The organism is Amycolatopsis kentuckyensis, assembly GCF_041679295.1.
GTDB classification, from domain to species: domain Bacteria; phylum Actinomycetota; class Actinomycetes; order Mycobacteriales; family Pseudonocardiaceae; genus Amycolatopsis; species Amycolatopsis kentuckyensis_A.
On the sequence record NZ_JBGDMD010000010.1, the window covers coordinates 194,324 to 219,776 of the forward strand.

Annotated in this window: 26 protein-coding genes and 1 pseudogene; 14 read left to right on the forward strand and 13 right to left on the reverse strand. The window is 71.0% G+C overall.

The window, feature by feature from the left end:
* The first annotated feature begins 71 nt into the window (after window positions 1-71).
* Genes ACERZO_RS37245 through pucD form a run of 4 tightly spaced genes read left to right on the forward strand, consistent with a single transcriptional unit; the run spans window position 72 to window position 4,994 of the window.
* Window positions 72-944 carry an FAD binding domain-containing protein gene (locus tag ACERZO_RS37245; protein WP_372670902.1) on the forward strand — a complete coding sequence of 291 codons (873 nt, stop codon included), beginning with the start codon at window positions 72-74 and terminating at the stop codon, window positions 942-944.
* Window positions 935-1,402 carry a (2Fe-2S)-binding protein gene (locus ACERZO_RS37250; RefSeq protein ID WP_086679939.1) on the forward strand — a complete coding sequence of 156 codons (468 nt, stop codon included), beginning with the start codon at window positions 935-937 and terminating at the stop codon, window positions 1,400-1,402. Before ACERZO_RS37245 ends, ACERZO_RS37250 begins: the two co-directional genes overlap by 10 nt.
* Window positions 1,399-2,739: an 8-oxoguanine deaminase gene (locus ACERZO_RS37255; protein WP_372670594.1), complete on the forward strand. Its 1,341-nt coding sequence runs from the start codon at window positions 1,399-1,401 to the stop codon at window positions 2,737-2,739. The genes ACERZO_RS37250 and ACERZO_RS37255 overlap by 4 nt, the downstream gene beginning before the upstream one ends.
* Entirely contained in the window at window positions 2,736-4,994 is a 2,259-nt protein-coding gene (pucD, locus tag ACERZO_RS37260; RefSeq protein ID WP_372670595.1) for a xanthine dehydrogenase subunit D, read from the forward strand. The genes ACERZO_RS37255 and pucD overlap by 4 nt, the downstream gene beginning before the upstream one ends.
* Here pucD and ACERZO_RS37265 read toward each other — a convergent pair.
* The 7 genes and pseudogenes from ACERZO_RS37265 to ACERZO_RS37295 all read right to left on the reverse strand — a co-directional run.
* Window positions 4,987-6,555: a glycoside hydrolase family 27 protein gene (locus ACERZO_RS37265; protein ID WP_372670596.1), complete on the reverse strand. Its 1,569-nt coding sequence runs from the start codon at window positions 6,553-6,555 to the stop codon at window positions 4,987-4,989. The genes pucD and ACERZO_RS37265 overlap by 8 nt on opposite strands.
* 103 nt (window positions 6,556-6,658) lie before the next feature.
* A complete protein-coding gene (locus tag ACERZO_RS37270; RefSeq protein ID WP_444843243.1) occupies window positions 6,659-7,243 on the reverse strand; it encodes a TetR/AcrR family transcriptional regulator in 585 nt (194 codons plus the stop codon).
* A gap of 197 nt (window positions 7,244-7,440) precedes the next feature.
* Window positions 7,441-8,322: a factor-independent urate hydroxylase gene (pucL, locus tag ACERZO_RS37275; protein ID WP_372670597.1), complete on the reverse strand. Its 882-nt coding sequence runs from the start codon at window positions 8,320-8,322 to the stop codon at window positions 7,441-7,443.
* A 3-nt stretch (window positions 8,323-8,325) separates the two neighbouring features.
* Window positions 8,326-8,643 carry a hydroxyisourate hydrolase gene (uraH, locus tag ACERZO_RS37280; RefSeq protein ID WP_372670598.1) on the reverse strand — a complete coding sequence of 106 codons (318 nt, stop codon included), beginning with the start codon at window positions 8,641-8,643 and terminating at the stop codon, window positions 8,326-8,328.
* On the reverse strand, window positions 8,640-9,104 hold the full coding sequence (gene uraD / locus ACERZO_RS37285) for a 2-oxo-4-hydroxy-4-carboxy-5-ureidoimidazoline decarboxylase (RefSeq protein ID WP_372670599.1): 465 nt from the start codon (window positions 9,102-9,104) through the stop codon (window positions 8,640-8,642). Before uraD ends, uraH begins: the two co-directional genes overlap by 4 nt.
* Window positions 9,105-9,183: 79 nt before the next feature.
* Window positions 9,184-9,561 carry a helix-turn-helix domain-containing protein gene (locus ACERZO_RS37290; protein WP_372670904.1) on the reverse strand — a complete coding sequence of 126 codons (378 nt, stop codon included), beginning with the start codon at window positions 9,559-9,561 and terminating at the stop codon, window positions 9,184-9,186.
* Window positions 9,562-9,666: 105 nt separating this feature from the next.
* Window positions 9,667-9,897: pseudogene (locus tag ACERZO_RS37295) on the reverse strand (helix-turn-helix domain-containing protein); the annotation flags it as partial.
* A gap of 131 nt (window positions 9,898-10,028) precedes the next feature.
* Here ACERZO_RS37295 and allB point away from each other — a divergent pair.
* On the forward strand, window positions 10,029-11,357 hold the full coding sequence (gene allB, locus ACERZO_RS37300; RefSeq protein ID WP_372670600.1) for an allantoinase AllB: 1,329 nt from the start codon (window positions 10,029-10,031) through the stop codon (window positions 11,355-11,357).
* Between the two features lies 1 nt (window position 11,358).
* Window positions 11,359-12,372: an allantoicase gene (gene alc, locus ACERZO_RS37305; RefSeq protein ID WP_372670601.1), complete on the forward strand. Its 1,014-nt coding sequence runs from the start codon at window positions 11,359-11,361 to the stop codon at window positions 12,370-12,372.
* Here alc and ACERZO_RS37310 read toward each other — a convergent pair.
* From ACERZO_RS37310 to ACERZO_RS37325, 4 genes are all read right to left on the reverse strand, one after another.
* The gene (locus ACERZO_RS37310) at window positions 12,369-12,545 is read right to left on the reverse strand and encodes a hypothetical protein (RefSeq protein ID WP_372670602.1); all 177 of its coding nucleotides are present in this window, start codon (window positions 12,543-12,545) and stop codon (window positions 12,369-12,371) included. The genes alc and ACERZO_RS37310 overlap by 4 nt on opposite strands.
* Window positions 12,546-13,092: 547 nt before the next feature.
* The gene (locus ACERZO_RS37315; RefSeq protein ID WP_372670603.1) at window positions 13,093-13,848 is read right to left on the reverse strand and encodes an MBL fold metallo-hydrolase; all 756 of its coding nucleotides are present in this window, start codon (window positions 13,846-13,848) and stop codon (window positions 13,093-13,095) included.
* 36 nt (window positions 13,849-13,884) lie between these two features.
* Window positions 13,885-14,361, reverse strand: coding sequence for a CoA-binding protein (locus ACERZO_RS37320; protein WP_372670604.1), 477 nt, complete (start codon window positions 14,359-14,361; stop codon window positions 13,885-13,887).
* Window positions 14,358-15,644 (reverse strand): O-acetylhomoserine aminocarboxypropyltransferase/cysteine synthase family protein, encoded by a 1,287-nt coding sequence (locus ACERZO_RS37325; RefSeq protein ID WP_372670605.1) that lies wholly within the window; start codon window positions 15,642-15,644, stop codon window positions 14,358-14,360. Before ACERZO_RS37325 ends, ACERZO_RS37320 begins: the two co-directional genes overlap by 4 nt.
* Window positions 15,645-15,922: 278 nt before the next feature.
* Between ACERZO_RS37325 and ACERZO_RS37330 the strand changes: the two genes are divergently transcribed.
* From ACERZO_RS37330 to ACERZO_RS37350, 5 genes are all read left to right on the forward strand, one after another.
* Window positions 15,923-16,453 carry a DUF3887 domain-containing protein gene (locus ACERZO_RS37330; protein ID WP_372670606.1) on the forward strand — a complete coding sequence of 177 codons (531 nt, stop codon included), beginning with the start codon at window positions 15,923-15,925 and terminating at the stop codon, window positions 16,451-16,453.
* Window positions 16,454-16,492: 39 nt separating this feature from the next.
* Window positions 16,493-17,791, forward strand: coding sequence for a serine hydrolase (locus tag ACERZO_RS37335; protein ID WP_372670607.1), 1,299 nt, complete (start codon window positions 16,493-16,495; stop codon window positions 17,789-17,791).
* A complete protein-coding gene (locus ACERZO_RS37340) occupies window positions 17,788-18,225 on the forward strand; it encodes a VOC family protein (RefSeq protein WP_372670608.1) in 438 nt (145 codons plus the stop codon). The genes ACERZO_RS37335 and ACERZO_RS37340 overlap by 4 nt, the downstream gene beginning before the upstream one ends.
* Window positions 18,226-18,286: 61 nt before the next feature.
* On the forward strand, window positions 18,287-18,700 hold the full coding sequence (locus ACERZO_RS37345) for a PPOX class F420-dependent oxidoreductase (RefSeq protein WP_372670609.1): 414 nt from the start codon (window positions 18,287-18,289) through the stop codon (window positions 18,698-18,700).
* 110 nt (window positions 18,701-18,810) lie between these two features.
* Window positions 18,811-19,668, forward strand: coding sequence for a sigma-70 family RNA polymerase sigma factor (locus ACERZO_RS37350; RefSeq protein WP_372670610.1), 858 nt, complete (start codon window positions 18,811-18,813; stop codon window positions 19,666-19,668).
* A gap of 6 nt (window positions 19,669-19,674) precedes the next feature.
* Here the strand turns inward: ACERZO_RS37350 and ACERZO_RS37355 are convergent, their stop codons facing one another.
* Both ACERZO_RS37355 and ACERZO_RS37360 read right to left on the reverse strand, forming a co-directional pair.
* The gene (locus ACERZO_RS37355; protein WP_372670611.1) at window positions 19,675-20,301 is read right to left on the reverse strand and encodes a (2Fe-2S)-binding protein; all 627 of its coding nucleotides are present in this window, start codon (window positions 20,299-20,301) and stop codon (window positions 19,675-19,677) included.
* A gap of 67 nt (window positions 20,302-20,368) precedes the next feature.
* Complete coding sequence (locus tag ACERZO_RS37360; protein WP_372670612.1) at window positions 20,369-21,220, reverse strand: putative RNA methyltransferase; 852 nt, start codon at window positions 21,218-21,220, stop codon at window positions 20,369-20,371.
* Window positions 21,221-21,393: 173 nt separating this feature from the next.
* Between ACERZO_RS37360 and ACERZO_RS37365 the strand changes: the two genes are divergently transcribed.
* Genes ACERZO_RS37365 through ACERZO_RS37375 form a run of 3 tightly spaced genes read left to right on the forward strand, consistent with a single transcriptional unit; the run spans window position 21,394 to window position 25,431 of the window.
* Entirely contained in the window at window positions 21,394-22,776 is a 1,383-nt protein-coding gene (locus ACERZO_RS37365) for an ammonium transporter (RefSeq protein WP_372670613.1), read from the forward strand.
* Window positions 22,773-23,111, forward strand: coding sequence for a P-II family nitrogen regulator (locus ACERZO_RS37370; protein ID WP_086677886.1), 339 nt, complete (start codon window positions 22,773-22,775; stop codon window positions 23,109-23,111). Before ACERZO_RS37365 ends, ACERZO_RS37370 begins: the two co-directional genes overlap by 4 nt.
* Before the next feature lie 10 nt (window positions 23,112-23,121).
* Complete coding sequence (locus ACERZO_RS37375) at window positions 23,122-25,431, forward strand: [protein-PII] uridylyltransferase (RefSeq protein ID WP_372670614.1); 2,310 nt, start codon at window positions 23,122-23,124, stop codon at window positions 25,429-25,431.
* The last annotated feature ends 22 nt before the right edge of the window (window positions 25,432-25,453 follow it).

Genomic DNA, 25,453 nt, shown 5'->3' on the forward strand with positions numbered 1-25,453 from the left:
TGCGCCGTGCCGTTGCCGCCCGGACCCGGTTCGGCGTCTACTGGTCTATCGCCCTCACGAAGGAGCAACGAGTGGAGTTCCTGCGTCCCACGACGCTCGCCGAGGCCCTCGCCCTCAAGGCGGAGCGGCCGGACGCCGTGCCGATCGCCGGCGGCACCGACGTCATGGTCGAGCTGAACTTCGACCACCGGCGCCCCGAGGCCCTGCTCGACCTGACGACGGTCCCCGAGCTGGCGGAGTGGTCCACTGTGGATCACCCGGGCGGCACGATCCGGCTCGGCGCCGGCGTCCCGTACACCCGCGTGATCGCCGAACTGGGTGAATCCGTCCCCGCGCTGGCGATGGCGTCCCGCACGGTCGGGTCGCCGCAGATCCGCAACCGGGGCACGGTCGGCGGCAACCTCGGCGCCGCGTCGCCCGCCGGCGACACCCACCCGGTGCTGCTCGCCCTCGACGCACGGATCGAGGTGGCCTCCGTCCGGGGGAGCCGGCTCCTCCGCGCGGAGGAGTTCTACGTCGGCGTGAAACGCCACGCGCTCGAGCCGGACGAGCTGATCACGGCCGTCCACCTGCCCGCGCACGCCGGCCCGCAGCAGTTCGCCAAGGTCGGGACGCGCAACGCGATGGTCATCGCGGTCTGCTCGTTCGGGCTCGCCCTGCGCGACGGCCGCGTCGGCGCCGCGATCGGATCGGCGGCACCGACCCCGCGCCACGCCCGCGAAGCCGAGGAGTTCCTGGCCGCCGAGCTGCCGTGGGGCTCCTCCGAAGCGTTGCCCGACTCGCTGAAACGCCGCTTCGGCGACCTGGTCGGAGAAGCCGCCGCGCCGATCGACGACGTCCGCGGTAGCGCCGCGTATCGGAAGCACGCTTTGGGGGTACTAGCGCGGCGTACGTTGACTTGGGCCTGGGACGAACACCGGACGGGGGAGCGCGCATGCGCCTGAATGTCACGATCAACGGCGAGAAACGCGAGGCGGACGACGTCTGGGAGGGCGAAAGCCTCCTGTACGTCCTGCGCGAGCGGCTCGGCCTGCCGGGCTCCAAAAACGCCTGTGAACAGGGCGAATGCGGCTCCTGCACGGTCTACCTCGACGACGTCCCGGTGTGCGCATGCCTGGTCGCGGCCGGGCAGGCCGAGGGCCGCGTGGTCCGCACGGTCGAGGGACTGGCCGACGGCGACACCCTCGACCCGGTCCAGCAGTCCTTTGTGGACGCGGGTGCGGTGCAGTGCGGCTTCTGCACGCCGGGCCTGGTCGTCGCCGCGCACGACCTGCTGAACCGCGTCCCGGATCCGTCCGACGAGGAGATCCGCGAGGCCCTCGCCGGCAACCTCTGCCGCTGCACCGGCTACGAGAAGATCCTCGACGCGGTGCGCGCGGTCGCGAAGGGCGGGGTCGCATGAGGACGCTCATCGCGAACGCGGCCATCGCCACGGTCACCGGCGAGGAGTACGCGAGCGGCCACGTCGTCGTCGAGAACGACCGGATCGCCGCGGTCGGCGAGGGCGTCTACACCGGCGAGTTCGACGAACGCCTCGACGCCGAAGGCTGCCTGGTCACACCCGGCCTGATCAACACCCACCACCACCTCTACCAGTGGGCGACCCGCGGGCTGGCCGCCGACCACACGCTCTTCGAGTGGCTGGTCGCGCTCTACCCGGTCTGGAAGCGCCTCGACGACGAGATCACGCACGCCGCGGGCACGGCCGGGATGGCGCGGCTCGCGCTGACCGGCTGCACGACCGTCGCCGACCACCACTACGTCTTCCCGCGCGACGGCGGCGACCAGGTCGCGGCGCTGGCCGCGGCCCGCCAGCGGATCGGCGTCCGGCTGCACGTCGTGCGCGGGTCGATGGACCGCGGCGAGTCCGACGGCGGCCTGCCGCCGGACAACCTGGTCGAGACGACCGAAGACGCGCTGACCGGCACCGAAGCGGCGATCGACCGCTTCCACGACGACTCGCCCGGCGCCCACCTGCAGATCGCCGCGGGCCCGTGCTCGCCGTTCTCGGTCACCGAGCGGCTGATGTCCGGCGCGGCCGAGCTGGCGCGCCGCAAGGGCGTCCGCCTGCACACCCACCTCGCCGAGACCCTCGACGAGGAGAAGCAGTGCCTCGCCGAGGTCGGCTGCACGCCCGCCGAGTACGCCGACAAGCTCGGCTGGCTCGCCGACGACGTCTGGCTCGCGCACACGATCCACCTGGCGCCCGAGGCGATCCGCCGCTTCGGCGCGACCGGCACGGGCTCGGCGCACTGCCCGACGTCCAACGGCCGGATCGGCGCCGGCATCGCCCCGGTCCGCGACCTGCTCGACGCCGGGGTCCCGGTCGGGCTCGGTGCCGACGGGGCCGCGTCCAACGAGTCAGGCGGCCTCGGCGAGGAGCTGCACCAGGCGTTGCTGCAGGCCCGGCAACGCGGCGGACCACGCGGCCTGACCACGCGGGAAGCGTTGTGGATGGGCACCATGGGCGGCGCCCGCTGCCTGGGCCGCGCCGACGACCTGGGCTCGATCGAGCCCGGGAAGCTCGCCGACCTCGCCGTCTGGGACCTGACCGGTCTCAACTACGCCGGTATCGCCGACCCGGTCGCGGCGCTGGTGCTGGGCACCCCGCCGCCGCTGCGCCGGCTGTTCGTCGGCGGCAAGGCCGTCGTCGAAGACGGCACCTTGCGCGAAGCCGACGAGTCCGAGATCGCCCGTGAGCTGGCGGCCGCGAGCGCCCGGCTGAGGGAGGGCAGATGACCACCACTTCCGTCACCACGCAGACCGCGAACGGCGTCGGCGCGTCACCGCGCCGCCCCGACGGCACGGTGAAGGTGCGCGGCGAGTTCGCCTACTCCTCGGACCTGTGGCACGAGGACATGGTGTGGGGCGTGACGCTGCGCAGCCCGCACCCGTACGCCCGGATCACCGGCATCGACATCACCGAGGCTTTGGCGGTGCCTGGCGTCTACGCGGTGCTGACGCACGAAGACGTCCCCGGCGTGAACCGGTACGGCCTCGAGCACGCCGATCAGCCGGTGCTCGCGTCCGACGTCGTGCGCTACCAGGGCGAACCGGTCGCGCTGGTCGCCGCCGACCACCCGGAGACCGCGCGGCGGGCGATGAAGCGGATCGTCGTTTCCTACGAAGAGCTTTCGCCGGTGACGGACTCCGAAGCGGCCGTCGCGGGCGAAGGGCCTTCGCTGCACGAAGGCGGCAACGTCGTCCGGCACGTGAAGATCCGCCGAGGTCCGCAAGACCTCAGCGCCGACGTCGTCGTCTCGGGCGTCTACGAGGTCGGCATGCAGGACCAGGCGTTCCTCGGCCCCGAGTCCGGGCTCGCGGTCCCGGACACCGAAGGCGGCGTCGACCTGTACGTCGCGACGCAGTGGCTGCACGTCGACCAGCAGCAGATCGTCGCCGCGTTGGGCCTGCCCGTCGAGAAGGTGCGGTTGACGCTCGGTGGCGTCGGCGGCGCGTTCGGCGGCCGTGAGGACCTGTCGATGCAGGTCCACGCGTGTCTCCTCGCGCTGCACACCGGCAAGCCGGTGAAGATGGTCTACAACCGCGAAGAGTCCTTCTACGGTCACGTCCACCGTCACCCGGCGAAGATGTACTACGAGCACGGAGCCACCAGCGATGGCCGTCTCGTCTACGTACGTACGCGCCTGTACCTCGACGGCGGCGCGTACGCGTCCTCGACGGGCGCAGTGGTCGCGAACGCCGCCACGCTCGGTGTCGGTCCGTACAAAGTGGACAGTGTTTCCGTGGACTGCTGGGGCACGTACACGAACAACCCGCCGTGCGGCGCCATGCGCGGCTTCGGCGCGGTGCAGGCGGCCTTCGGGTACGAGTCGCAGATGGACAAGCTCGCCTCCGCATGTGGACTGGACCCGGTCGAGATCCGCGTCCGCAACGCCATGAGCGAAGGCGATCTGATGCCGACCGGCCAGGTCGTCGACGCGGAAGCGCCGGTCGCCGAGCTGCTTTCCCGCGTCCGGGCCATGCCGATGCCGCCGGACCGGCCGTTCGACCTGCGGCACATGCCCGGTGGTGTCTCCAACACGACGCACGGCGAAGGCGTCGTCCGCGGCGTCGGGTACGCCGTCGGGATCAAGAACGTCTGCTTCTCCGAGGGCTTCGACGACTACTCGACGGCCCGGGTGCGCCTGCAGCTGGTCGGCGGCGAACCGGCCGCGACCGTGCACACCGCGGCCTGCGAGGTCGGCCAGGGCCTGGTGACGATCATGCAGCAGATCGTCCGGACCGAGCTGGGCGTCGACCGGGTGACGGTCCTGCCGATGGACACCTCGATCGGCAACGGCGGCTCGACGTCGGCGTCGCGCCAGACCTACGTCACCGGCGGCGCGGTCCAGGCTGCGTGCGCTGCGGTGCGTGCGCGGCTGTTGTCCCGTTTCGACCAGCGGGTGCGGGTGGTCGGCGGCAAGCTCGTCGCGGCCGACGGCCAGGTGGTCGCGGACCTGGTGGACGTCCTCGGCGACGACGTCCACGACGAGACCGTGGAGTGGCGGCACCGGCCGACTTCTTCGCTGGATCCGGAGACCGGTCAGGGCACCGCGCACGTGCAATACGCGTTCGCGGCGCACCGGGCGGTCGTCGACGTCGACACGGAACTGGGCCTGGTCAAGGTGGTCGCGCTGGACTGCGCCCAGGACGTCGGCAAGGCGCTGAACCCCCAAGCCGTGGTGGGCCAGATCCAGGGCGGCTCGGCCCAGGGGCTCGGGCTCGCGGTGATGGAGGAGATCCAGACGTCCGGCGGGAAGATCCGGAACCCCTCCTTCATCGACTACCTGATCCCGACGGTCCTGGACATGCCGCCGATGAGCATCGACGTCCTGGAGCGCCCGGACCCGCACGCGCCGTACGGCCTGCGCGGGGTCGGCGAGCCGCCGACGATCTCGTCGACCCCGGCGATCGTCGCCGCGATCCGGGCCGCGACCGGGCTCGCGCTGACGCGCGTCCCGGTCCGGCCGGAGCACCTGACCGCTACTTGAGCTGCCAGTTCTGGTTGGCGTCGTCGTTGCAGCCCCAGAGTTCGAGCTGGACGCCGTCGACGTTGCCGGCGGGCTTGTCGCCGCCGGTGACGTCGACGCAGAGACCGGCCTGGGTGATCGAGCCGTCGGCCTCGTGCTTGAACTTCTGGTTCGCGCCGCCGTGGCAGGTCCAGACGATGAGCTTCGTCCCGGCGGTGGAGCTGCCGCCGTCGGCGTCGAGGCAGAGGCCGTTGGCCTTCAGCTCACCGGCGCTGGTGAACGTCCAGGACTGGTTCGGGCCGCCGTCGCAGTCCCAGATGTCGACCTTCGTGCCGGGTGTGGTGACGTTGCCGTTGACGTCGATGCAGCGGGACGACGACGCGCCCTGCAGCGGCTGGGCGGTGCTGCTGCCGCTCGCGCCGGCCTTGACGCGGTAGACGACGGCCCCGTGCGACGGGACGTTCGCGCTGATCGTGCCGGTGCTGGTGGTCTGCTCCTTGGACCACAGGTTGGTCAGCCGGTAGCTCGACGCGGCGGGCAGGCCGGCCGCGGCGGCTGTCGTCGAGACAGTCTTCGTGGTGCCGTTCTCGTTGAACAGCACGACGGCGACGTCGCCGTTCTGGAGCGGCTTTTTGAGCACGTCCAGGCCGCCGCTCGACGAGATCCGCGTCGCCTGCTTGCCGAGCGGGTCCTGGTCGATGGCGATGACGTCGGCGTTGAGGTAGGTCGAGAAGGTGGCGACGCTGGCGGAGCGGAGATCGGCGCCGGCGATCAGCGGCGCGGCCATCGCGGCCCAGAGCGTGAAGTGGGCGCGGTCCTCCTGGAAGTCCATGCCGTCGCCGACTTCGAGCATGTCGGGGTCGTTCCAGGCGCCGGGTTTCGCGGCCGAGGCGAGGCCGACGTTCTGGCGGTAGATCGAGTCGATGCTGCCCCAGTTGTTGGTGATGTCACCGGTGGTGCGCCACAGGTTGCCGACGTCCGGCGCCCAGGTCGACGGGCTGAAGTTCCCCCATTCGCAGATGCTGTAGGCGATCGGGCGGCCGGTCGCCTTGAGCGCGTCGCGCATCGCGGAGTAGCGGCGGACGTAGTCCTGCTGCGTCTCGCCGGCGGGGCTGCCGCAGTTGTCGTACTTGAGGTAGTCGACGCCCCAGCTCGCGAAGAGGGTGGCGTCGGCCTGCTCGTGACCGAGGCTGCCGGGGTAGTGCTGGCAGGTTTCGGAGCCGGCGCTCTCGTAGATGCCGAACTTCATCCCGCGGGCGTGGATGTAGTCGCCGAGGGCCTTGAGGCCGCTGGGGAACTTGGCGGAGTCGGCGACGAGGTTGCCGTTGCCGTCCCGTGTCTTGGTCATCCAGCAGTCGTCGAGGTTGACGTAGGTGTAGCCGCGGTCTCGCATCCCGGAGCTGACCATGAGGTCGGTGGTCTGCTTGACGAGCGTCTCGTTGATGTCGCACTCGAAGGTGTTCCAGGTGTTCCACCCCATGGGTGGCGTTCTCGCGAGGCCGTTTTCGAGGGCTTGCGCGGGCGGGCTGCTGAGGGCGGCGCCCGCCAGGACGGCGGCAAGGACGGCGAAGACTCGGCGCATGGCGGCTCCAACCGGACGGCGTTGTCTGGACCACTGCACGCAGCATCGGTGTCGGGTCCTGCGCGGTCAAGCGCCATTTTGAGTATTCGTGTTGGATTCCCGACTAAAGTTGTGCGTTCTCGTCGAGTAGCCGCCGGGCAACGTCCACGGTGGCGGCCCCGGCAACGGCCATGGCCTCGGTGTCCCGCAGCGAGCGGCAGAGGACGAAGGCACCTTCGAGGTTGTTGACGGCGGCGATGGTCAGCGTCCGCGCGGCGGCTCGGCTCAGGCCGAACTTCCCGAACTTTTCGGTGCCGGCGTCGATCCAGGCGGTGAAGACCTCGGCGGTGGCCTGCCGCAGCGGTTCGTTGGTGGAGGCGACCTCGAGGGCCACGGTCGCGATCGGGCAGCCTTCGACGTAGTCGGTGGCTTCCAGGGTGGCGATCCCGGCGGCGAAGAAGGCTTCGATCCCGCTGATCAGATCGGGAGCGGGCGCGATGAAGAGGTCGAAGAGCTGGATGTAGGCGAGCCCGGAGGTCCGGACGACTTCCGTGCCGAGCTGCTCCTTGCCACCGGGGAAGAAGTGGTAGAGCGAGCCGAAGGGGGCATTCGCTTCCGAGACGATCTGCTTCAGCCCGGTGCCGGTGTAGCCGTTGCGCCGGAAGAGTTCCGCGCCGGCGGCCATGATGCGTTCTTTGGTCCCTGCCACGGGATCGAGGATACGCGCTCGTTAGAGCGTTCTACCGAGTCCGGCTTGTCCACAGCCGGGCAGTGATGTGGACAAGCCGGCGCTCGAGTCGGCTTTTCGCGGGTTCTGTCGGCGGCTCCCGATACACTGGATGCGGGGCCGGTCCCCCGGAGAGGGCGGGGGCTGCGTTGGGGGCGGCGATTCCGCCGGGGCGCTGGCTAGTGGATGTCCCAGGCCGGGCCCGGGTCCTCCGCGTCGTCGCGCACGATCGTTCCCTCGATCAAGCCGTACGGCCGGTCCGCCGCGTAGAACACCTCGTTGTCGTTCTTCAGCCCGAACGGGCTCAGGTCCACCAGGAAGTGGTGCTTGTTCGGCAGCGACAGCCGCACCTCGGCGACCTCTTCGCGGGCCTTCAGCACCGCTTCGCCCATCGCGTAGAGCGTCTGCTGCAGCGAAAGGCTGTGCTTCGTCGCGAACGTCTCCAGCATCAGCCGCCGGATTTCGCGGTGGCTCTCGGCCCAGTCGATGTCCTCGCCCTCGTAACGCCACCGCGCCGTCACGGCGGTCGCGAGGATGCGGTCGTCGGTCTCGGCGAGCGTTGTGTACTGGTCGCGCGGGAAGCCGTGGAACTCCGATCCCGTGGACTTCAGCAGCGTCAGCCCGTCGATGCCGGACACGACCCACGCGCGGCCGTCGCGGACCGTCACCGCCGTGGTGCGCCGCTCGTCGCCGGATCGGCTGAACGCGTGGTCGTGCGGCTCGCTGCCGACGGGGATCCGGTCCCAGCCGTGCTCGTCGATCTTGATCCGCGCGCCCGTGATGTTGCCCTGCGTGCCGGTGAAGTGCCGCGCCAGGCGGAGACCGAAGTCCTCGATCTCGCCGACCGGCGCCTCCTTCGCGAAGGCGTACACGGTGTTCTTCTGCGTGTCGGTCGCGAGCACGCCGGCGTTGTCGCCGGTGAGGTGCGTCGCCGCGAGCTCGCCCCGTAGCGACGTCGACACGGTGAGGTCCTTGAGGTGGTGCACGGGGCCGTCGCGGCGCACCGTCACCAGGCGGACCTCCGCCTTGCCGTACTGGTTGGGGCCCAGGGTGATGGCCACGGTTCAGCTCCCTCGGTAGGTCGAATAGGCGAACGGGCTGAGCAGGAGCGGCACGTGGTGGTGCGCGGTGCCGTCGGCGATCCGGAAGGTGAGCGCCACCTCCGGGAAGAAGGCGTCCGGGCCCAGGTAGGCGCCGGTGTCGAAGACCAGGCGGTAGGCGCCGGGCTCGAGGGTTTCCGGGCCGAGGTCGCGGATGCGGCCGTCGCCGTCGGTGCGCCCGTCGGCGATCGGCTTGCCCTCGGCGGTCTCGAACCGGACGGCGATCCCCGTTGCCGGACGGCCGGTCGCCGTGTCGAGGACGTGGGTGGTCACGAGGCTCACGCGGTCACCGCTTTCGCGAGTCGGAGTTCGGCGATCTTGAGGAGTTCCCGCCCGGCGACGGCCAGTTCGGTCGCGGGAGCGTTGTCCAGTCTTTCGCGGAGGATCTTCAGGAGTTCGTCACCGCTGCGGCCGCTGGCGCAGACGAGGTAGACGTGGCCGAACTTGGCTTCGTACTCGGCATTGGCGGCGGCGAAGGCGTCGACATTGTCCACACCGGACTGTTCCGAGCGCGCCCAGCCGTCCGCCGGCTTTTCGCCGATCCGCGGGTGGGCGGCCATGGCCTGCCGGATCTCGTCGGTGGTCAACGGCAGGTCGGCGGCGGCCTTGAGCGCGTCGACGTCGGCGTACGGCCGGCGCTCGAGGATCGCGTCCACCCAGCGGGGGACGGCGAGGCAGGCGGTCAGCGCCGGACGCACGTTCTCGGCGTCGGCGGCGTTGAAGTCGGTGAGGGTGAGCAGCACGGGGAACTCCTCGTGAGTGGCGTCCCGCTGACCGTACGTCGGCGCCGGAGTTCCGTCAACATTTTGTTGAAAGCGCTGGTCAGTCGGTTTCCCGGTTGAGGTAGTTGTAGACGGTGAAGCGCGTGACGCCCAGCGCGTCGGCCACCGAGGAGACGGATTTCCGCAGGCCGAAGGCACCGCGTTCACGCAGGATCCGCACAGCCCGCTGCTTCCCGGCGCGGTCGAGTTCGCCCAGCTTGGCGCCCATCTCGCGTTCGAGGTCGGCGATGAGCCGGGCGAGGGCATCGGTCAGTTCGACGACGGTTTCCGGTGAGCCGGCCTTGCCTGTGGCGCGCGGTCCGACGACGGTTTCCGGTGAGCCGGCCTTGTCTGCGCCGCGCGGTCCGGCCGCTGCTCCCGGGCTTCTCGCGCTGGTGGGTTCAGAGGCCACATCCGCGCCGACTGGTTCAGGGGCCATGTCCACGCTGCCTGGCCCGGCGGCCGTGCCTGCGCCGACTGGTTCGCCGGCACCGGCCCGATCCACTCCGGCCGGTCCGGCGGCACCGGCCGGGTCCGTGCCGGCCAAGCGCACCTGCAGCGTCACCTGGGTCGCGCCGCCCTCGATCGCTGCCTTCGCGATGGCCGGAATGGCGTCGAGCAGAGCCTTCGCCTCGCCCCGCGCGAGCGTCCCGAGCGGCCCGAAGTCCGTCTCCAGCCCCGCTTCCACCGCGGCGTCGCGCGCGGCGAGCGCGTGCTCGGGCGGCGAACCCTCGCCGTGGAACGGTTCGCTGGTGAACTCCGCTTCCAGTCGCACGAGGATGACCGTAACGCGCCGCGTCCGTCGTTGACGAGCGGCGCGCGCCGTGGTTACTGTCGTTGTGCGAAACCGTCTTTCCGTACTGTGAAATCGGCGGTGGTTCAATCCTCCCGGAGAAGGGTTTTCGGATGGATCTTGTGGTGCGCGCGGCCCGAGCCGTCACGGCCGAGGGCGAGGTTCCGGCGACCCTCGGCGTCGACGGCGGCCGGATCGTCGCGGTCGAAACCGGCGGCGCTTCGTTGTCCGGCGACCGAGTGGTCGACCTCGGCGACGACGTCGTGCTGCTGCCGGGACTCGTCGACACGCACGTCCACGTCAACGATCCCGGCCGCGCCGAGTGGGAGGGCTTCGAAACGGCGACGCGCGCAGCCGCGGCGGGCGGCGTCACCACGATCGTGGACATGCCGCTCAACAGCCTGCCCCCGACGGTCGACGTCGCGGCGCTGGAGGTCAAGCGCAAGGCGGCGGCCGGCCGGGTGCACGTGGACGTCGGCTTCTGGGGCGGCGCGATTCCCGGCAACGTCGGCGACCTGCGCGCCCTGCACGAAGCCGGCGTGTTCGGCTTCAAGTGCTTCCTGCTCCACTCGGGGGTCGACGAGTTCCCGCCGCTCGACCCGGCGGGGCTCGACGAAGCGTTGCGCGAGCTGAGTTCCTTCGACGCGTTGATGATCGTCCACGCGGAAGACGCTCACGAGATCGATTCGGCGCCGGAGCCGCACGGCGGTCGCTATGTCGACTTCCTCCGCTCGCGGCCGCGTGAGGCGGAGAACCTCGCGATCACGCACGTCATCGAGGCGGCCCGCCGTCACAACGCGCGAGCGCACATCTTGCACCTTTCGTCGGCCGAGGCGTTGCCGCTGGTCGCCGCGGCGCGACGCGACGGCGTGGCGCTGACGGCCGAAACCTGCCCGCATTACCTCAGTTTCATCGCCGAGGAGATCCGCGACGGCGCGACGCAGTTCAAGTGCTGCCCGCCGATCCGGGAGGCGGCCAACCGCGAGCTGCTGTGGCAGGGACTTGCCGACGGCGTGATCGACACCATCGTCAGCGACCATTCGCCGTGCACGCCGGAGCTGAAACGCTTCGACAGCGGCGACTTCGGGCTCGCCTGGGGTGGGATTTCGAGCCTGCAGCTGGGGCTGCCGGCGATCTGGACCCAGGCCAGGCAACGCGGGTTCGCGCTCACCGACGTCGTCCGCTGGATGGCCGAACGGCCGGCGGCGCAGGCCGGGATGCGCCGCAAGGGTCACCTGGCGGCCGGGTACGACGCCGACTTCTGCGTGTTCGCGCCGGACGAGGCGTTCGTCGTCGACGTCGCGAAACTGAAGCACCGCAACCCGGTCAGCGCGTACGACCGGCGGCCGCTCGCCGGCGTCGTGCGCTCGACGTGGTTGCGGGGCACCGAAATCACCGGCGACGAGCCACGCGGCGCGTTGCTGAACCGGGGGGACTGCTGAAATGGAGGCTGCCTTGTCCGACCGTCCTGAGTGGACTGAGCTACCCGACCTCGCGTCCCGCCGCTTCGGCGGGACGGTGATGTGGGCGACCGACGAACTGTTCGCCGAGAAGGAGAACCTGGTCAACCCGTGGACGCCGGCGCACCGCGCCGAGACGTTCGGCCCGAAGGGCCAGGTCTACGACGGCTGGGAGACCCGCCGCCACCGCGAACCGGGCGACGACCAGGCGCTGGTCAGGCTCGGTTTGGCCGGCACGGTCACCGGAGTCATCGTGGACACGGCGTTCTTCAAGGGCAATTACCCGCCGTTCGTCTCGGTCGAGGCGGCGTCGGTACCGGGCTACCCGTCGGCGGCCGAGCTGCAGACGGCGGACTGGGACGTCCTGGTCGACCACGCCCCGGCGGCCGGTCACACGGAGAACTTCTACGCGGTCAACGGTTCGCGCCGCTACACGCACGTGCGTTTGACGCAGCACCCGGACGGCGGGGTGGCGCGCCTGCGCGTCCACGGAATGCCGATCCCGGACCCGGACCTGCTCGATCCGGACGCGCTCGACTTGGCGGCGTTGGAGAACGGCGCCGTGGTGACGGGATGCAGCAACAAGTTCTACTCATCGCCGAACAACCTGCTCTCACCCGGCCTGGCGGCGCACCAGGCAGAGGGCTGGGAGACGGCCCGCCGCCGCGACGACGGAAACGACTGGGTGACGCTCCGCCTCGCGGGCGCGGGCATCGTCCGGTTCGCCGAGCTGGACACGAGCAACCTGAAGGGCAACGCCCCGGGCTGGGCATCGGTGAGCGGCCGCGGCACCTACGGCGAGTGGGTCGAGTTGCTGCCGAAGACCCGTCTGCAGCCGGACACCCGCCATCGCTTCGCTTTGAAGGACGGGCCGGAGGTGACGGAGGCCCGCCTGGACATCTACCCGGACGGCGGACTGGCGAGGTTGCGCCTGTTCGGCCGGCTCACCGAGGCGGGCCGGACGAACTTGAAGGCCCGCTACGCCAAGACGCGTTAGTCGTTCGCGCCGGGGCGGTTGAGGTAGGCGGAGGCCAGCGAGAGCACACAGGCACAGCCGATGATGGCGCTGACCCACCACTGGAGCCCGACCACGACGCTCCAGACGAAGCCCGCCGCCGCCAACACGGCGACGAGGATGTTCCGGAACTGCAGCGGGGTCGGTTTGGCCATGTCATCAGCCTCTCACGGGCGGGTGCGGGGTCGCGGCGGGCCCATGCGTCTTGCGGTGGGGCCTTGCACCGAGCTGGTGGCGGACTGAGGCTGGTCCGCCGCCGCCGCCGCCGCCGCCGCCGCCGCACCGGCCGGCCGGTGCGGCCGGCCCAGCCGCAGGTCCGCCGGCGTGACCGCGGCCGTGCCGCTGCTGTCGCCGCCGCACCAGCCAGCCCAGCCGCAGGTCCGCCGCCGTGCCGCTGCTGTCGCCGCCGCACCAGCCGGCCCAGTCGCAGGTCCGCCGCCGGGACTGCGGCCGTGCTGCCGTTGGCCGCCGCCGAAGCGGCGGCGCCCGCTTGTTCCCGTGGTGTGCGCCGGACAGCGGCGCGCCCGCTCATCGCCTCTGAGGCTTGCGCCTCGGCGGCGGCGAGGCGTGCAGTGCCACGCGAGGTCAGACCTGTGCCGGTCTGGCCTCGCCGCGAGTTGGCTGCCGGGGTTGCGTCTGACCGCCGCCGGACTGGCCGCTCGTCCCCGCCCCGCCCCGCCCCGCCGTGCCCTTGCCCGGTCCTCAGACCTCTGCGCGCTGGCCTGGCTCGAGCAGCACTAGGCGGTCGGTGAGGCCGGCCGACTCGAACTCCTTGCTCAGCACGTCCGGTCCCTCGCTGAAGTGCTGCCAGCCGCGGAAGTGCAGCGGTACTACCTTCGCCGCGTCCAGCACCTTTGCCGCCTCGACCGCGTTTGCGCTGGTCAGCGTCAGGGGAGCGCCGTCGAAGAACTTCGTGCGCGCTGCGCCGGCGAACAGGAGCGCGATGTCGATGCGGAACCGCGACGCGATCTCGCGCACCAGTTCGACCGACGCGTTGTCCCCGCTCACGTACACCGTCGGCAGGTCGGTGCCGCTCAGCACGAAGCCGGTGACCTCGCCGGTTGTCGACTCGGCTCCCTCCGGGCCGTGCAGCGCCGGGACCGCGGTGACCGTCAACGGTCCGACATGTGTCTCCTCCCATGGCTTCAAGCCCTGCGCGGTCCCGCCGAGCCGTTCGGCTCCGCTCGGCGTGACCAGGGTCAGCGGCACCGTCCCGAGGTAGGCGCGGCCGCGGTCGTCCAGGTTGTCCGGGTGCTGGTCGTGGGACAGCAGGACAGCGTCCACCACGCCGACCGCTTCTTCGGTCAGCACCGAGTCCTCGGTCTTGACCAGCACGCGGTTGCCGACGGGGTGGTCGCCGGGCGCGTCGAAGGTCGGGTCGGTGAGCAGCCGCACGCCGCCGAGCTCCAGGAGCGCGGTGGGGCCGCCGGACAAGGTGATCCCCAGTTTCTCGGTCATGCCCCTGGCCAACAGCGGGAACGTGCGTTCTCTTCCCTACGGTGCCGACTGCCTCCGTGAGCTGATCACGCCGGTGTTGAACCCGGCCAGGTGGAGCCCGCCCGCGAAGCGCGCGTGTTCGATCTTCACGCACCGGTTCATCACGACGTCCAGCCCGGCTTCCCGCGCCCGGTCGGCCACCGGCTCGTGCCACAGCCCGAGTTGCAGCCACAGCGTCCGCGCGCCGGCGTCGATCACCTCTTCGGCCACCTGCGGCAGGTCGTCGTGCTTCCGGAAGACGCTGACCAGGTCCGGTTCACCCGGTACGTCCCTGAGCGACGCATACACCGGTTTGCCGAACAGCGTGTCCAGCCGCGGGTTGACGAAGCTGACCTCGTAGCGCGTCGACGAGAGCAGATACGTCGCGACGAAGTAGCTCGGCCGCGCCGGATTGGCGGACGCGCCCACCAGCGTCACCGACTTCGTCCGGTTGAGGATCGCCCGCCGTTCGACGGCGCCCACCGCGTACGTCATCCGGCCACCGCCTTGCCCAGCGCCTGGTCGAGGTCCCAGAGGATGTCGTCGACGTCCTCCAGCCCGATCGACAGCCGGATCAGGTCGGGGCCGACGCCCGCGGCCGCGAGCTGGTCCTCGGACAGCTGTGCGTGCGTGGTCGACGCCGGGTGGATCACCAGCGTCCGCGCGTCTCCGACGTTCGCCAGGTGCGACAGCAGTTCCACCGATTCGACGAACTTCTCGCCCGCCGCCCGGCCTCCGTCGATGCCGAACGAGAACACCGCGCCCGGCCCGGCGGGCAGGTACTTCTTCGCCAGGTCGTGCTGGGGATGTGCGGGTAGCCCGGCGTACGACACCCACGCCACCCGGGGATCCGCTTGGAGGTACTCGGCGACCGCCTGGGCGTTGGCGACGTGCGCGTCCAGCCGCTGCGGGAGCGTCTCGACCCCTTGTAGCAGCAGGAAAGCCGAGTGCGGCGACAGGACCGCGCCGATGTCCCGCAGCTGCTCGGCGCGCAATCGGGTGCAAAACGCGTACTCGCCGAAGTTCTCCCAGTACCGGAGGCCTCCATAGCTTTCGACGGTCTCGGTCATCCGCGGGAACTTCCCGTTGCCCCAGTCGAACTTCCCGGACTCGACGACGATCCCGCCGAGCGTCGTCCCGTGCCCGCCGAGGAACTTCGTCGCCGAGTGCAGCACGATGTCCGCCCCGTGCTCGATCGGGCGGCACAGGTACGGCGTCGCCAGTGTCGCGTCCACCACGAGCGGGATGTCGTGCGAGTGCGCGAGATCCGCCAGCGCCGCGATGTCGGCGATACCGCCGCCCGGGTTGCCGATCACCTCGGTGTAGAGCAGCCGGGTCCGGTCGGTGATCGCGGCCGCGTAGTCGTCGATCCCGCCGCTGACGAACGTCGTCTCCACCCCGAAGCGCCTCAGCGTGCCGGTGAGCTGGGTGACCGTGCCGCCGTAGAGGCCGCTCGCCGACACGATGTGGTCGCCCGCTTCGGTCAGCGCGCTGAAGGTGAGGAACTCCGCGGCCTGACCGCTCGCGGTCGCCACGCCGCCGATGGCACCTTCGAGGCTGGCGATCCGCTCCTCGAACGCGGCCACGGTCGGATTGCCGATGCGGCTGTAGATGTTGCCGTACTTCTGCAGCGCGAAGAGGTTCGCCGCGTCGGCGGCGTCTTCGAAGACGAAGCTCGTGGTCTGGTAGATCGGCACGGCCCGCGCGCCGGTCGCCGGATCGGGTGCGCCGCCCGCGTGCAGTGCGCGGGTCCGGAAGCCCCAGGTGCGTTCACTCATCGGTTCTCACCGTAACCGTCCTCCCCATCGGATGGCCACGCCTCCCAGGTGGCGGGCGCGGTCATTTCGTGCTCTCGACGGTAGCACGATTCGAGATTACGTGCGCTACACTCGAAAGCATGAAATGCGCCGCCTGTGGCAAGCCGCTGCCACCTCGTGAAGGTTCTGGGCGAAAACGCCAGTACTGTGATGCCACCTGCCGGAGTGCCGCCCGCCGGCAACGGGAGCACGTAAAGACGGACTTGACATATCCCGATCGTCAATACATTCTTGACAGCGTGCCGGCACACGGGCCGTTGGGTTCGGTGCGCGAAGCATTGCGGAAGCTGCGCGAGGCGGAAGAGGCACTGCGGGACACGGTGGACGTGGCCAGGACGGCCGGGCACACGTGGCAGGAGATCGGCGACCTGCTCGGCACGAGCCGGCAGGCCGCTTTCCAGCGGTTCGGCCGGCCGGTCGATCCGACGACGGGAGCATCGATGACGGACTTGAAGCCACCGGACGCGATCGATCGCGCCCGGGAACTCGTGGCGGAGCTCGTCGGCTGCCAGTGGCACGAGGTCCGCCGGGACTTCGACGACCGCATGCGCGACGCGGTCGGCGAGGACGAGCTGAAGCTCGCCTGGGCCCAGGTGGCCGGGTCGGTCGGGCGGTACGAGCGGACGGGGGAGCCGTATGCGCGGTCCATGGGCGACCACACGGTCGTCCACATGCCGCTGGCCTTCGAGGCCGGCGAGCGGACCGTCCAGGTGACCTACCGGGAAGACGGCCGAGTGGCCGGGTTGTGGATCCGGCCGCCCGAAGAGTAGCCGGTGATCAAGGGGAACCATGGAAGCACAGGGGGAGAGATGAAGAGAGCGATAGCGGCTGTGGTCGCGGTCTTGGCGGCACTGGTGGCCCCGGCCGCCCAAGCCGCCGAGGTGCCCACGGCGGCGCAGCAGCTCGAGTGGGTGGTGGACGCGACCGGGCGGGTCCCGGTGTCGGACGCCGAGGTCCGCCAGCACGTCGCCCAGGTCCTGCTGGACGTGGTGGGCGGTACGGCGGGTGTCAACGGTGCGCTCGGCGGGCTGGGCCTGCTCCAGGTGAAACGGATCGTCACGGAGGCGCCCGACCACGTGGAAGCGGCGGTGCACGGGACCACCGACGACTACCTGCTCAGCCTGCACGTGGACCAGGCCGGGCTGATCGACGGGCTTTCGGCGAAACCGGACGACCCGGTCCCGGCGTCGTGGCCGGAGGTCGACGCGCAGCTCGCGGCGCTCGGCACCCGGGTGTCGTTCGGCGCGTCGGAGATCCTGCCGGACGGGCGCTGCCGGGACGTGCACGGCGTCCGCGGCGACGTGCAACGGCCGTTGGGGTCGGCGTTCAAGCTCTACGTCCTGGGCGCGCTCGGCAAGGCGGTCGCCGAGCACCGGGCGTCCTGGACCGAACAGCTCGCGATCCGGGACGACTGGAAGAGCCTGCCGTCCGGGGTGCTGCAGAACGAACCGGCCGGCACGCGGCTCCCGTTGTCCACCTACGCCGACAAGATGATCTCGATCAGCGACAACACCGCCACCGACCACCTGATCCACCGGCTGGGGCGGGACGCCGTGCAGCGGCAGCTCACCGCGTTCGGCAACCAGCGGCCGTCGGCGAACATCCCGTTCCTGACCACGAAGGCGATGTTCGAGCTCAAGGCCACGCAGTACCCGGCTCGTGCCGACGCCTACCTGGCGTTGCCACGCTGGGCGCGTCCCGCGGCGGTCGCCGGGCTGGAACGGCTTCCGCTCACCGGCCTCCAAGGCTGGCAGGCACCCGAGAAGATCGACGACATCGAGTGGTTCGGTTCGCCGGACGACATCTGCCGGGCGTTCTCCGGACTGCAGAAGGAGAACCAGCCGGAAATCGGGCACGCGTTGTCGCTGAACGACGGTGGCCTCGGAGTCGACCGGGCGAAGTTCCCCGAGGTCTGGTTCAAGGGCGGCAGTGAACCCGGCGTGCTGACGTTGAACTACTTGGCGCGCACGGCGGACGGCCGCTCACTGGTCACCAGCGTCATGGTGTCGGACCCGGTCGCGCCACTGAACGAAAGCCACGTCGCGGCACGGGGAATCGCCGTCGCAAAGGGCGCCGTGGCGCTCCTCGCGGCTACGCTTCGTCCGTGACGGTGCGGTGGAGCCTGACGATCGACTGCGCGGAACCCCGCGCACTGGCGAGGTTTTGGGCGGTGGCCCTCGGCTACATCGAGCGGCCACCACCCGCCGGGTTCGCCACCTGGGAGGCCTGGTTCGCACACCAGGGCGTGCCCGAGGAGGAGTGGGGCGACGGCGCCTACCTGAGCGATCCGGAAGGCGTGCTGCCGAGCCTGAGCTTCCTCAAGGTGCCCGAGGGAAAGGTCGCCAAGAACCGGGTGCACCTGGACGTCCAGGCCGGTGGCGGTCGCGACGTTCCGTGGGAGACGCGGTGGGAGCGGGTCGTCGAGGCGGTCGCCCGCCTCACCGCGGCGGGCGCGACTGTTGTGCGCGAAGACGTGCTGGACGGTCGCCCGGACCACGTCGTCATGGCGGATCCGGAGGGCAACGAGTTCTGCGTGCTCTGAGCTGTCGATCCGGGGGCGCCGCGTTCGTGTGGGGGGTGGATCCGGACACGAAGGAGTGCTCATGAAGTTCACCGACGAAGAGATCGGCTACCTGCGTTCGCAGCCACTCGCCCGCGTGGCCACGCTCGGCGATGGGGAACAGCCGGACGTCGTCCCGCTCGCGTTCGAGTTCGACGGCGAGCACTTCTGGGTCGGCGGGACCGGCGCGGCCGTGGCGGCCACCCGCAAGTTCCGGAACATCGGTGCCGGCCGGCGGAAGGTCGCCTTGGTGGTGGACGACCTGGTGTCGCTGCAGCCGTTCATCGCGCGGGCGATCCGCGTGTACGGCGAGGCGGACGATCCCGTGGAACGGACCGGGCTGGTGGGGCCGGGGCTGTACACGCGGATCACCCCGCGGATTTCGTGGAGCTGGAACATGGCGGGGGAGCCCGTGGGCGAGACGTGGTACGAGCCGAGGAGGGTGGTTCATGGCTAGTTGATCCGGGCCGGATGACCCAGGTCACGCACGACGTCTGCACGTTCCGGTCACATCGGCCGCCGCCGCGGGGTCTACTGCTACGACTGCGGCGGAAGGAACGGGGCACGGTGGACACGCTGACCGAACGGTTCGAGCAGGAGCGGCCGCGGCTGCGCGCGGTCGCCTACCGGATGCTCGGTTCGGCGAGCGAGGCCGACGACGCCGTTCAGGAGGCCTGGCTGCGGTTCGACCGCACCGACCTGAGCGAGGTCGAGAACGTCGGCGCGTGGCTGACGACCGTCGTCGCGCGGGTGTGCCTGTCGATGCTGCGCACGCGACGCAACCATCGCGAGGAGCCCTTGGACGACCGGCCCGAGCAGGGCGAGGACCGCCGGGACCCCGAGCAGGAGGCGGAGCTGGCCGACACCGTCGGGCTGGCGCTGCTGGTCGTGCTCGACGCTCTGGCGCCGGCCGAGCGGGTCGCGTTCGTGCTGCACGACATGTTCGCCGTGCCGTTCGACGAGATCGCGCCGATGATCGACAAGACACCGGCGGCGGCTCGTCAGCTGGCGAGCCGGGCCCGGCGGCGGGTCAGGGGCGGCTCCGCCGTGGACGCGGACCTGCCGCGGCGGCGGAAGGTCGTCGAGGCGTTCCTGGCGGCGTCCCGGGGTGGCGACTTCGACGCGCTGCTCGCGCTCCTCGCGCCGGACGTGGTGCTGCACGCGGACCGGTTCGTCGGCCCGAGCCCGGCGCCGGTCGTGCTGCGCGGCGTCGAAAACGTGCGCAAGGGCGCGGTGCTGGCCTCCGAACGGGCCCGTTCCAGCGAACTGGCCCTCGTGGACGGCTCGCCGGGCCTGCTCTGGATGCCGGAGGGACGGCTGTCGGTCGTCCTGGCGTTCCGGGTCGACGGCGACCGGATCGCCGGCATCGAGGTCATCGCCGACCCGGAACGGCTGCGCGAGCTGGAGCTGGCCGTCCTCGACTGACCTGGGTCAGCCCAGGGCGGCGCGGAGGCGCGCGTTGCGCTCGGCCGGTGTCTGACGCGGGCAGCTCACGCACTTCGGGTTGCCGACCTCGTAGATCAGGCAGCACGAGGCGCGGTGCACCGCGGGTGTCCGGCCGACGCGCACGAAGCGGGGCTTCGGCAGGTCCAAGCCGATCGCGGCGACGAGCGGCTCGGCCAAGGCCATCGCGCGTTCCGGATCGGACGTCCACAGCAGCCGGTTGCCGATCGAGTCGGTGGCGATGGCACCGAGTGCACGCGCGCGGGCTCCGGTGACGTCGGCGATCGTCGCGATGGCGGTCCCGAGTGCCTCGCCGAACGCCGCACCGAGCTCGGGCAGGCCGCCGGGGAGGGGCCGGGTGGACCGGGCGCCGAGGAACCGGCCGTCGGCGAGGAGGTCGATCTCCACGGCGTCGAGCGACGGGTCGGCGAGGGTCCCGGCGACCAGGCCTTCGAGCGCGGGAGCTACGAGCACCGACGAGAGCGAGTACCACCAGATCGTGCCGAGCACCTCCGGCGCGGCGCAGCCGTAGAGCTTGGCCGCCCCGCCGATGCGGGCGCGGACCCACTCCGCGTCCGCGAGCAGGGTCGCGGACGCGGTCCAGTCGGGCTTCACGGCACCCAGCCTTCCAGACGGCGGCGGCCGGGACGGCGTCGCGAAGACCGGGGCACCGTCGGGAAGCTCACAGCCGCCGGTAGGTGGAGACCGTGAAGGACACCGTCACGGCCTGGGGCTCGCTCAGCGCGTCGAGGCGGGACCGGCGGTCGCCGCGATCGAGGTGGAAGGCCGTCGGGCCCATCTCGACCGCCTGGCGGATCTGCTGCGGGCTCAGCTCCGTCGTGCGGCGGACCTCCGTGCGTCCGGTGCGGGCGAAGTACTCGCCGAGGGTGCCGTCCAGGCGTTCTTCCTTGCGCTCGTCCACCGACAGCACCAGGTCGCCCAGCTCGCGGAGGTGGTCCGGCGCCGGGGCGGCGACCGTCAGCAGACCGCCCGGACGCAGGACGCGGTGGAATTCCGGCCCGTTGCGGGGCGCGAAGACGTTCAGCACCGCCGACGCCACTTCGTCGCCCACCGGCCACGGCTCCCACAGGTTCCACACCGCCGCGCCCAGCCTCGGGTGGGCGCGGGCCGCGCGGCGCAGCGCCACCGCGGAGACGTCCAGAGCGAGACCGACCGCCGCGGGCGCCGCCTCCAGGACGTGCGCCAGGTAGTAGCCCGTTCCGGCGCCCGCGTCGATCACGAGGCCCGAGGCCTCCGCGCAGACCCGGGCCAGCTCGTCGGCCAGCGGGCGGTACGCCTCAGACGCGAGGAAGTCCGCGCGGGCCGCCACCATCGGGGCGGTGTCCGCCGTTCCGGCCGGGATTCGCGCGTGCAACAGGTTCACGTACCCCTGGCGGGCTAGATCGAAAGAGTGGCCCGATGAACAACGCAGCGTGCGTTCGACACTCTTCAGCGGCGAAGCGCACACCGAACAGCGCAACGCCTCGACGACCCGGGGTGGCAGTGGGTCATTCCCGTGGTCGGCTGGGGTCATGGGGATATTCGACCACGACGTAACGCAACTGGACACTCCAGGACACATCCCGGGAAACCTGGCTGTAACAACCGGGCGCGGACAGTTCACGCGGGCGAAACCTCTCGCGCCGCCCCGTGAAACACCGCGCGCCAAAACTGCCATCGCACAGACCCAGGGCACGGGAGGACGATGTGCTGAACGCAGGAGACACCGCATGGGTATTGGCCAGCGCCGCGCTGGTCATGCTCATGACACCGGGATTGGCCTTCTTCTACGGCGGTATGGTCCGCGCGAAGAGCGTCTTGAACATGCTGATGATGAACTTCATCGCGCTGGCCGTGGTGGGGGTGCTGTGGGCGCTGTACGGCTTCTCGATGTCGTTCGGCGACGACGCCTTCGGCGGCCTGCTCGGTAACTTCCACTTCGCCGGCTTGGAAAACACCTTCGGGAAGCTCGCCGGCTTCGCGGTCGCCGCCACCGACTCGGCGCCCGCCGTGGCCTGGCCCGGTACCGATGCGCTGCCGGTGCTCGCGTTCGTCATGTTCCAGCTGATGTTCGCCATCATCACGCCCGCGCTGATCTCCGGCGCCATCGCCGACCGCGCGAAGTTCTGGGGCTGGACGCTGTTCGTCGTCATCTGGGTGACGGTCGTGTACTTCCCGGTCGCGCACTGGGTGTTCTCCTTCAACGGCTTCGTCGGCGAGAACGCGGTCGGTGGCTGGATCGCCAACAACCTCAAGGCGCTCGACTTCGCCGGTGGTACCGCGGTCCACATCAACGCCGGTGCGGCGGGTCTCGCCTTGGCGATCGTGCTCGGCAAGCGCAAGGGCTGGCCCAAGGACACCGGCCGGCCGCACAACGTCCCGTTCGTGCTGCTCGGCGCGTCCCTGCTGTGGTTCGGCTGGTACGGCTTCAACGCGGGTTCGGCGCTGGCCGCCAACGACCTCGCCGCCGTCGCGTTCACCAACACGACCGTCGCCACCGCCGCGGCCGTCCTCGGCTGGCTGATCGTGGAGCAGCTCAAGTTCGGCAAGCCGACCACCCTCGGCGCGGCGTCCGGCGCGGTCGCCGGCCTCGTCGCCATCACCCCGGCGTGTGGTTTCGTGAGCCCGCTCGGCGCCATCGCGATCGGCCTCATCGCCGGTGTGCTCTGCGCGCTCGCCATCTCGCTCAAGTTCAAGTTCGGGTTCGACGACTCGCTCGACGTCGTGGGCGTCCACCTGGTCGGCGGCATCGTCGGCACGCTGCTGATCGGCTTCTTCGGCACCACGAGCGTCAACGCGCTCGGTGCCGACGGCCTCTTCTACGGTGGCGGGTTCACCCAGCTGGGTCGTCAGGCGGCGGCCGCCGGTGCGGTGCTCGCGTACTCCTTCGTCCTGTCCTTCATCATCGGTTTCGCGATCAAGAAGGCGGGCGGCTTCCGCGTCAGCACCGAGGACGAGGTCGCCGGCATCGACGAGGCCCAGCACGCGGAGAGCGCGTACGACTTCACCGGGTTGTCCGGCGGTGGCGCTCCGTCCACCCTTCCGGTCAAGACCGCCCCGGCGGCGAAACTCGAGGAGAGCAAGGCATGAAGCTCATCACGGCGATTGTCAAGCCGTTCACGCTCGACGACGTCCGGTCCGCGCTGGAGCAGCTGGGCGTGCTGGGCATGACGGTCAGCGAGGTCCAGGGCTACGGCCGGCAGAAGGGCCACACCGAGGTCTACCGCGGCGCGGAGTACTCGGTGGACTTCGTGGCCAAGCTGAAGATCGAGGTCGTCACCGACGACACCAACGTGGAGAAGGTCCTCGAGGCCATCACCACGGCCGCGCACACCGGCAAGATCGGTGACGGCAAGGTGTGGGTGACCCCGGTCGAGACAGTGATCCGCGTACGGACCGGCGAGCGCGGCACGGACGCTCTCTAGGGCATACGGGATGGCCGACGGGGGCGAACTGGTCAAGGCCACCGAGCGTTTGCTCGAGGGCAGGCACGGGAGGCTGGGGGCGTCCGCACTGCGGGCGGCCCTGGTCGACCTCTACGAGTTCTGGCTGGGCAGGGGAGCCTCGGCGGCCGGCGTCGACACCGCGGAACCGGGTGTCGCGCTGGTCGCCGTGGGCGGGCTCGGCCGCCGGGAGCTGGTGCCGTTCTCCGATCTCGACCTGCTGCTGGTGCACAACGGCAACAGCGGCGTCGGCGAGATCGCGGACGCGCTCTGGTATCCCTTGTGGGACGCGAAAGTCGGGTTGGACCACTCGGTCCGCACACCCGGCGAAGCACTGAAGGTCGCTTCGGAGGACCTTCGGGTGGCCATGGGCTTGCTCGACGCCCGGCACATCGCCGGGGACGCCGAGCTGGCCGGCCGTCTGGTCGCGGCGGCGCGCGACCAGTGGCGCCGCACCGCGCGCAAGCAGATCCCGGACATGACGGCGTCGGTCCGGCAGCGCTGGAGCCGCAGCGGCGAGATCGCGCAGTCCGCCGAACCCGACCTCAAGCACGGGCGGGGCGGGCTGCGGGACTTCGCCGTCCTGGAGGCACTGGCCGCGGCGCAGCTCACCGCGCGGCCCGGCGAAGAACTCCTGGAAGCCAAGGAACTCCTGCTCGACGTCCGCACCGAGCTGCGGCGCGAGATCCGGCGCGAACGGGACATCCTGTCCGCGCCGGAGGCCGAGCTGGTGGCCGTCGAACTCGGCTTCGGTGACCGGTTCACGTTGGCGCGCAAGCTTTCCGGTGCGGGCCGCACGATCGCGTACGCGCTCGACGTCGCGCTCCGGTCCACTGTGGAGCCGCCGAAGGCGCGGTTCGGGCGACGTCCGTCGCGCACGCCGCTCGCCGAAGGCGTCGTGCTGCACGGGAACGAGGTCTCGCTGGCCCGGGACGCCGTCCCGGCGAAGGATCCGGCACTGCTGCTGCGGGTGGCCGCCGCGTCGGCGCGCACGGGCAAGCCGATCGCGCTCGGCACGCTCAAGGCGCTCGCGGAATCGGCGCCCGAGCTGCGGGCGCCGTGGCCGCCCGAGGCGTTGAACGCCCTGGTCGAGCTGCTGGGCGCGGGGGAGGGGCTGGTCGACGCCGTCGAGTCGCTCGACCGCACCGGTCTGTGGGCCCGGCTGTTCCCCGAGTGGGGTGCGGTCCGCGACCTCCCGCCGCGCTCGCCGGTGCACCAGTGGACGGTCGACCGGCACCTCGTGCGCACCTGCGTCGAGGCGGCCAAACTGACCACCACGGTGCCCCGGCCGGACCTGCTGCTGATCGGCGCGCTGCTGCACGACATCGGCAAGGGCCGCGACGCCGACCATTCGGAGCTGGGCGCCAAGATCTCCCTCCAAGTCGCGACGCGCCTCGGCTTGAGCGCGGCGGACGCGGCGACGGTGTCGGCGATGGTCCGCCACCACCTCCTGCTGCCGCACACCGCCACGCGCCGCGACATCAGCGAGCCGGAGACGGTCGGGCGCGTGGTGAAGACCCTGGACAGCGACCTCGTCCTGGTCGAACTGCTGCACGCGCTCACCCAGGCCGACTCGCTGGCCACCGGCCCCGGCGTCTGGACGGACTGGAAGGCGCGGCTGCTCGCCGAGCTCGTCACCGGCTGCGAGGAAGTGTTGCGCGGCAAAGGGTTCACCGCGCCCGAACCGATGGACGACGAACAACGCGAGCTCGTCAAGCAAGCCGTCGCTTCGGGCAACGGCGAGATCCGGATCAGTGCGCACGGCAAGGTCGTCACGGTGCTGCTGGCCGTGCCGGCCCGCGCGGAGCTGCTGGCCCCGGCGGCCGGTGTGCTCGCGCTGAACTCGATGGAGGTGCACTCGGCGGTCCTGCGCGGGCACGACGGCGGTCGCGCCGGGGTGTTCACGGCGTCGCCGAAGTTCGGGTCGTTGCCGGACGCGACGCTGTTGCGCGAGCAGTTCGCCCGCGCGGTCGCCGGCACGCTCCCGCTCACCCAGCGCCTGGCGGCGAAGGAACGCGACTACGGCTCGCCGGCTCCCGTGGCGCCGAAGGTCCTCTGGTTCGACGACGAGACGAGCGGCCCCGACACGGTGGTCGTCGAACTGCGCGCCGCCGACCGGATCGGGCTGCTGTTCCGGGTCGCGGGGGCGCTGCGCCGCTGTGACGCGGAAGTGCGCTGGGCGAAGGTCGCGACGCTGGGCGGCGCGGTGGTCGACTCGTTCGCGGTGACGCCCAGGAGCGGCCGCATCGAGCCGGGCTGGCGACGCGAGGTGGAGCAGGCGATCCTGGCCGCGGCTTCCTGACCCGGCCGGCTCAGGCGCCCCA